The following is a 6,591-nucleotide window of genomic DNA, read 5'->3' as shown; positions in this document are numbered from 1 at the left end:
ACCCGACCTTACCGAAAATTCACCGATGACCACCGCGCCTTTGATGACGTCCTACGGCGCCTCATGAAGGGCGCGGACGCCACCAAAAGCGCTACCAGAAGTTACACCTCTCCCTGGGACATGACCATGCCGCGTCTTGCGGCGAAGGCACGCGAGCACATCGAGTTTCTATAGAGAAGCATGGCCATGCCTGCCGACTTCGACATTGCCTATGACCAGTGGGCAAGCACCGCCCAGCGGTCGACCAGGTTGCGGCGAATGGCCGGAAAGAACCCAATCTGACCGATGCTGCGTTATGTTTGAGTAACGCTGTACGAAGAACAACCCGCGTGGGCCGGTTTCATCAACTCTAAAACGGACAGGACGACCCGCTCTGCACGGCCCCGGACGGCACGGATCGGGCCACTGCGCATGTGCAACTCATTGATGCGATTTCATTTGGACTCGACCTTTGAGGAGGGGCTCTACCAATCCATTCAAAGGAACCCCGCTCCCGATTGCAAACATTGGGCGCGGTCTCCCGGTCAAAACGCGACACTATGTGTCACGGGCGGAAAGGACTGTTTTTGACCACACTCACAAGCTGACCCTGGCACAATCGTAGCGCAAGCTGTCTCTGGTTAACCGCGGTCAGGGAGGGCAAAAATTGACCCCACGAGGTTGGCGCACCAAAGTAAGCTGGGCTTACTGGAGCGACAACTCAAGAACCCGCTCCTACCGCTGAGGAGCTCGCTAACGTGCCTGTTATTGGCGGCACACCGGTTTGTTCAACAGCGCTGAAGGTTCTGTTACGGAAGTTTCTGATTAGTTTGCGTGATATGAGCGCTTTAAGCGTTAACGGCTGCTTTAATCCCGGTCATGGCTGATATTTTAACGGCGCGATCAGCGGCTTTGTCTATCATCTCACCTGTGGAGACGTTGCGGACCTTGCGCGCAGGGCGGTCGCGTGTCTCGAACTTGGCAAGACCTGGCAGCATGACAGTCTTTCCCGCAACCATTTGTGCTGAAATGACAGCTACGACGGTATCAAGTGCGCCTGCTGCCTCTGCTTTCGTCATTTCTCCATGCGCGGCAATTTCGGCGACGAGCTCGGATTTGTTCAAAGGTTTGGTCATGATGTTCCTTTCTTGGTGCTTGTACCTTTGGGCGTGTAGAGGCGCTTTTGTTAAAGCTGGCATCAAGGGTAGCAGTATGGAGACGATCTGCGAGACAACCTACAAATGCAAGGACCTTATCGCCCAACATAAATGTCGTACTCCAGAAGCGCCACGATGCCCGAGCAAGGGTGCGGTGGCGTAGTGCCGTCCTCGACAGTGCTCCTTGATCTATAAGATTGATTGTGGCTTGCCGCCCTATCGCGGTAGCATGCACGCTCGAACCTGCTTTGATATTTTCTTTACTTGGGTCCTTTTAGGAATTCCATTGTCCCACGTTTGAAGCTCGACGCTGCAATTATCAGGTCTGCACCAGCACGGTTTTCTGCCACCTTTTGATAGAGCAGGGAGAGCTCAGCTATCACGTCCAGCTACTTATTAAACTGCACCGCAAGCAAAGCCCGCCCAACGTATCAGATGCACAGGGCTTCGCGGTCCAGCCAGCTCATTCCGTCTCCGGCTCACTACTGCATGGGGACTACGCGTAGACTAGGGCCCCGACTTTCTTGCCTTCGCCAAGCATTCGTCTCAGGGCGCGGTAGATCTCCATATTCTCTTCGATCTGACCCGCTTCAAGGTCCAAAGCAAGCGTTGCTCTTGCGTCGTCCTCCCGGCCGGCAAGCCCATAGACCATGGCCAGGTTGTCTCGCACATGTGGCGCCACAACCGGATCGCGCACCAGCTCCTGAAGGATGGCGATGCTCTTCGTCTGTTGGCCGCTCAGCGCCAGCGAGAGGGCGTAGTTATTGCGCAGCACATAGTTGGCCGGATATTGCGAGAGTCCGCTTTGATATACCTTCTGAGCCTCCGCATGGCGCGATAGAGTATCGAGGGCCACGCCCTTGCCCGTGATGGCTGAGATATTGCTTCGGTCAATCTTCAGGGCCTTGTTGTAATTGGCCAGGGCGGTTTCTGCTTGATGCTGGGAGAGATGGACCCTGCCCAAAACGGATAGGACCTCGACGTTGCGATTATCGAGTTCATGGGCGCGGTTGAGGACCGCTGCAGCACGGTTCTGCTGTCCAAGCCGTGAATAGCTGTCGCCCAATCCCAGTAGAGCGGCCACAGACACGGGCTCCTCTTCTACGATGTTTTCAAACAAGCGCGCGGCGGTCTGGTGGTCTCCGGACTTGGCCGTAGCTTGCGCAAGCCTTAGACTTGATGAGGCAGGTTCTGCGTCAGAGGTCGGCCGGCTTTGCTCTGTGGGCACCGCGCAGGCCGAAACAGAGACAGCCAGGAGTAGAGCGCTGAGGGAGCGGAGAAGTGATTTAGGAAAGGGCAACTTTATCTCCAATTGGGGAAAATCATATTTGAAAGGTGGCATGTTCATCGGACAAGTTGAAGTTTGTCGCAAGCGAGACCACGCAAGGTCAGATCGGCCTGCCCAGTGCTAAGACCGAGCCCCTCTATTAGTTCATTGATCACATGGTCGAGAGCTGAAGTTAGACCGCTCAAGATCAGGGGAAGGCTACCCTGAAGGGTGCTCAAAACACCATCTACAATTCCTTCAACTACAGCGGTGAGTAAACCAAAATTGATCCCCAAAAGCTCGAGATCGAGGTCCAATGTAATATCAACATCATTCATAAGTGCTGAAAGGGCACCGGTTAGAAGATCACCAGACCCAATTTCCTTGAATGGCGGAGGATCGTAGCTAGAAACTTCGGAAAGGGTGAATTCTGCCTGTTCTTGTTGGGAAATACCCAGGGGAATTGCCGCTTTCAGCTGCACCGCCACTTCCACTTTGAGCAGAATTAAATCTATCTCGATCTTGAGCAAATCCGCGGGTCGAAGTTTGTCTTTGTTCAATGGGGTCGTGTTGTCATTGAAGTCTGGCGGATCGAACTGCCCCAAGAAGACTTCAGCCACATGAGTTCCCGTTACACCGTTCAGAGGGTCTGTTCCGGTATCAAAGTGGGCTATGACATCATCGGGTTCTGAGACGCTGCAATCGATATCCGTCAGTGTAGCGGTGGCACTGGCAACCTCCATATAGAGCGGCAGTGCATTGACAGATAAGACATTGAGGCCCAAAGGTTCGAAGATCGAGGGCTCTAGGTTCAGATCCAGATTAAGGCGCGTCTGTGCCGTATGGAGGGTCGTCCCGTGCTCTCCGATGGTGACCCACCCTGATTTTGCTTCCTTTTCGCCCACCACCAAGTCGAAATCTACGGAGATCAAACCGTCGATGCCGACATCGAGGTCTGACTCGATATGTCTTTCTGCATTAATGATATCCACCGATGCCTTCAGTAGATCGAGCGCTTGGACGGTGATCTTGGGCAGGAGGTCAGGAGCGAGAGCCTTCACATCTTCTCCTTTGATCAAAATGAGATCGGACACGTTTAGAAGTTCTGAAGTTCCGCTGTTGATGATGGTGGTTAAGGCGGTTGTAACTTCCTCCCCAAGACCTGTGTCGAGAAGAGCTCCGGCGATATCTGTGAGATCGGCCTCTTTCGTGAGTAGAACCTCATAATTTCCCGCCGTAACATCAAGTCGTGACGCTAATGCGTCCGAAAAAGACAGCAGGTCGATATCGGCATCTGCCAAGGCCTCATAATCAAGGACATCGAGGCCCACCGTTGTGCCCAAAGCCGCAGACAGAACCGCGTTTAGAAGTCCCTCATTGATCCTGACCAATCTCGAGCCCAGACTGAAAGAAGCGCTATCATAGCGTGCAGCTGTCGCCTCTGCCTTGATCTGCGTCGTATCCTGATCCAGGAATATTTGTGCAAAATATAAAGGTACCTCTTTATTCAGGGTGACCTGTGCTGCGTTATCACCCTCCTCAACCCATGACCTCCCCGGGTCGAGTGTCGCATCTTGGGTGCGGATGAAGCGACCATATCGGATATCTGTGAGAGCATCCGGTTCAAGATCATTCCCATCCATTGTCTCAAGTGCATGTTTGCGCGGTTCCGACCACAAGTTCGAGGCAGCGCTCACGGCCGCCAGATCAGCCTCGGTTTGCAGTTTTTTCTGTTGGAAATAGAGGAGACCCACATCAATGCCGAGCGCCATGAACCCCATGAGGACGGTCAGCATGAGGGCCGCGATGATGATCACGACACCGCTTTCGTCCTTGCTAAAGCGCTTCAGGAAGCCTTCAATATACAAGATGGCTGCTCCTCGAGACCTCGGTGATTTCAAGACCAAGGAAGCCATCCACTAGGTCGATTACAGAACCACTCAAGTCATAAGTCAGGGTCACTTTGATGCCTGGCCCGGGCGTTACATCCGTCGAAATTGAATCGGTGACTTTGTCACCCTGTAGGATTGGGAAACGTGTTTTGGCTTCTTCGATAAAAGCGTTGGCCTTTTCCTTGCGTTCTTTTTCTACCAGCCCCCGGACCGAGTATCGTGCGGTTTCAGCGGCAAGCTGTTGCAAGCTATGCGCAATGGAGAAGTATTGCCCAAAGCAGGCAATCCCCAAAAGGATTGCCAGCAAAAGCGGTAGGATCAGCGCAAACTCCACGGCAACGGCGCCGTCCTCATTCCTCCAAAAACAGCGTCTATGAGGCATCAGCTCAAAGCCCCTCCCATGATATTGTCGAGAATGTTGAGGGCGGCCGGACCGATCAACACCACGAAGAGCGCAGGCATGATGAAGAGGATCAAGGGGATCGTCATCAAGGCCGGGATACGCCCCGCTTGTTCTTCGATCCGCAACAAGCGAAGCGCGCGTTGGTCGCGCATTAGGGTACGCAGGGCTTGAGAGATCGGGGTGCCATAGCGTTCGGCCTGCATCATCGCATTGGCAAAGATTGATATTTCCGAGAGGGGTAAACGCTCCGAGAGCCTGACCCAAGCCCCGTCACGGTCTGGCATGACGTTAAGCTCGACATATAACTGTCTGATTTCGAATGAGAGTGTTGGAGCTACAGCATTTAGTTCGCGCGCTACCCGGTTGAGGGCAGGCCCGAAGCTCAACCCCGCCTCAGTCGCGATGACCAGCAGTTCCAGCATGTCGGGGAAAGCTTTTTGGACCTCGGTATATCTCTGCTTCTGACGAAATTTGAGAACCGCGTCGGGGAGCTTGGAGAGCAGAAGCGCAGCGGTGAGGGCAATCATGATCTTCATGAACACCCCCATCTCGCTGGACGCATCAAGCGAGAACCAAAGCCAAGTAAAGCCTATACCCCCGATCGGCAGCAACAACTTCAAGAAGGAATAGATCAGCAGAGCGTCCCGCCCGCGGAACCCTGCTGTGCGGAGCAGTTTGGCAGAGGCTTCCGCCTCGCCCCCATTGACGATGGAGAACCGTTCGGAGGTGTTTATGGCAACGCGCTTTGCCATTCCCAGCAGGAAGCCAGAGCTGGATCGTCTCGGCATGGCCCGATTATCGCGCTGCAGGTTCATGGTCCGGTTCAACCGCGCCATGCGCTGGCGTCCGTCGATGGCGTTCAACACCGCTGTCTGTGCAAAATAGAGGATTGGTGCTGCGATGAGCATTAAGACAAGGGGAGGAGTTTCATCAAACATCGAGACGCGACAATCTATACATGCTGAAGATGCCCATGCAGAGGAAGGCAACGCCGACCAGCGCAAGGATACGTCCGCGCGCATCTATGAAGAGTGGTTGAAGGTATTCGCCGTTCACCATCCAGATGATGAGGCCAATAGCGAAGGGAAGGGAGGATAGGACCGCCGCACTGACCCTGACTTCTGCTGATAAAGCAGCAGCCTTCTTGCGCAGCTTGCGACGCTCTCGCAACATATTGGCAAGGTTTTCCAGTGTCTCGACCAGATTACCGCCGGTTTCGACCTGAAGCCCAACAGCAATGACAATGAACCTTGCTTCCTGGGACCCGATGCGATCAGCAATACCGCCAAGCGCCTCATTCAATCCTATTCCCAGACGCATTTCTTCACAGCAAAAGCTAAACTCTTCTTCGGCAATACCCTTGGCATGATTGGCCACCACCCGCAGGGCAACCGGTGCGGGCTGCCCGGACCGAAGGCCGCGGGCAAACACATCCAAGCAATCAGGCAATGCTTCGTTAAACGCCTTAATCCTGCGTGAGCGCAGATGACCGAGCCAGACAGTGAAGGACAGGTAACTGGCAAGCCCGGAAATGAGCAGAGCTAAGGGCAGGGGAGCCAGTTTAAGAAGTTGGGATGCCGCGACCATCACGATGGCTATGATCCCCATCACCGCTATGGCGCTTTTGGGTTTCATTTCCAACCCGGCCTCTCGCAGGCGCGTATCGAGCAGACGCGCGAAACGGCTGTTGCCGACTTTGTCAGTCTCGCCCTCATCCTCAATCTCAAGGCGCCGTGTCGCACGCTCAGAGGATTGAAGGGGATGGTTTTTGGTAAACTTGACCAGCCTTTGAAGGCGTGTCTGGCGCGCACGGTCGAGTGCAATAGCGAAAACCAATCCGGTGGTCGCAAAGACACTGAATATAAGGAGGAAGAAAGCAAATATCTGCAGCAT

6 protein-coding genes are annotated in these 6,591 nt (G+C 54.2%); all 6 read right to left on the bottom strand.

What is annotated here, in order from left to right:
- Nucleotides 1-827: 827 nt before the first annotated feature.
- The gene (locus tag J7392_RS23485) at nucleotides 828-1,115 is read right to left on the bottom strand and encodes an HU family DNA-binding protein (protein ID WP_209219760.1); all 288 of its coding nucleotides are present in this window, start codon (nucleotides 1,113-1,115) and stop codon (nucleotides 828-830) included.
- 517 nt (nucleotides 1,116-1,632) lie between these two features.
- The gene (locus tag J7392_RS23480) at nucleotides 1,633-2,478 is read right to left on the bottom strand and encodes a tetratricopeptide repeat protein (RefSeq protein WP_209219758.1); all 846 of its coding nucleotides are present in this window, start codon (nucleotides 2,476-2,478) and stop codon (nucleotides 1,633-1,635) included.
- A 2-nt stretch (nucleotides 2,479-2,480) separates the two neighbouring features.
- On the bottom strand, nucleotides 2,481-4,271 hold the full coding sequence (locus tag J7392_RS23475) for a pilus assembly protein TadG-related protein (RefSeq protein WP_209219756.1): 1,791 nt from the start codon (nucleotides 4,269-4,271) through the stop codon (nucleotides 2,481-2,483).
- Nucleotides 4,261-4,629 carry a TadE/TadG family type IV pilus assembly protein gene (locus J7392_RS23470; RefSeq protein WP_348540729.1) on the bottom strand — a complete coding sequence of 123 codons (369 nt, stop codon included), beginning with the start codon at nucleotides 4,627-4,629 and terminating at the stop codon, nucleotides 4,261-4,263. Before J7392_RS23470 ends, J7392_RS23475 begins: the two co-directional genes overlap by 11 nt.
- Nucleotides 4,630-4,676: 47 nt before the next feature.
- Complete coding sequence (locus J7392_RS23465) at nucleotides 4,677-5,636, bottom strand: type II secretion system F family protein (RefSeq protein ID WP_209219754.1); 960 nt, start codon at nucleotides 5,634-5,636, stop codon at nucleotides 4,677-4,679.
- The gene (locus tag J7392_RS23460; protein WP_209219752.1) at nucleotides 5,629-6,591 is read right to left on the bottom strand and encodes a type II secretion system F family protein; all 963 of its coding nucleotides are present in this window, start codon (nucleotides 6,589-6,591) and stop codon (nucleotides 5,629-5,631) included. The genes J7392_RS23465 and J7392_RS23460 overlap by 8 nt, the downstream gene beginning before the upstream one ends.

Origin of the sequence: Sulfitobacter sp. R18_1 (assembly GCF_017743915.1) — a bacterium.
Lineage (GTDB): Bacteria > Pseudomonadota > Alphaproteobacteria > Rhodobacterales > Rhodobacteraceae > Sulfitobacter > Sulfitobacter faviae.
This window is presented reverse-complemented; position numbering and strand designations above follow the sequence as displayed.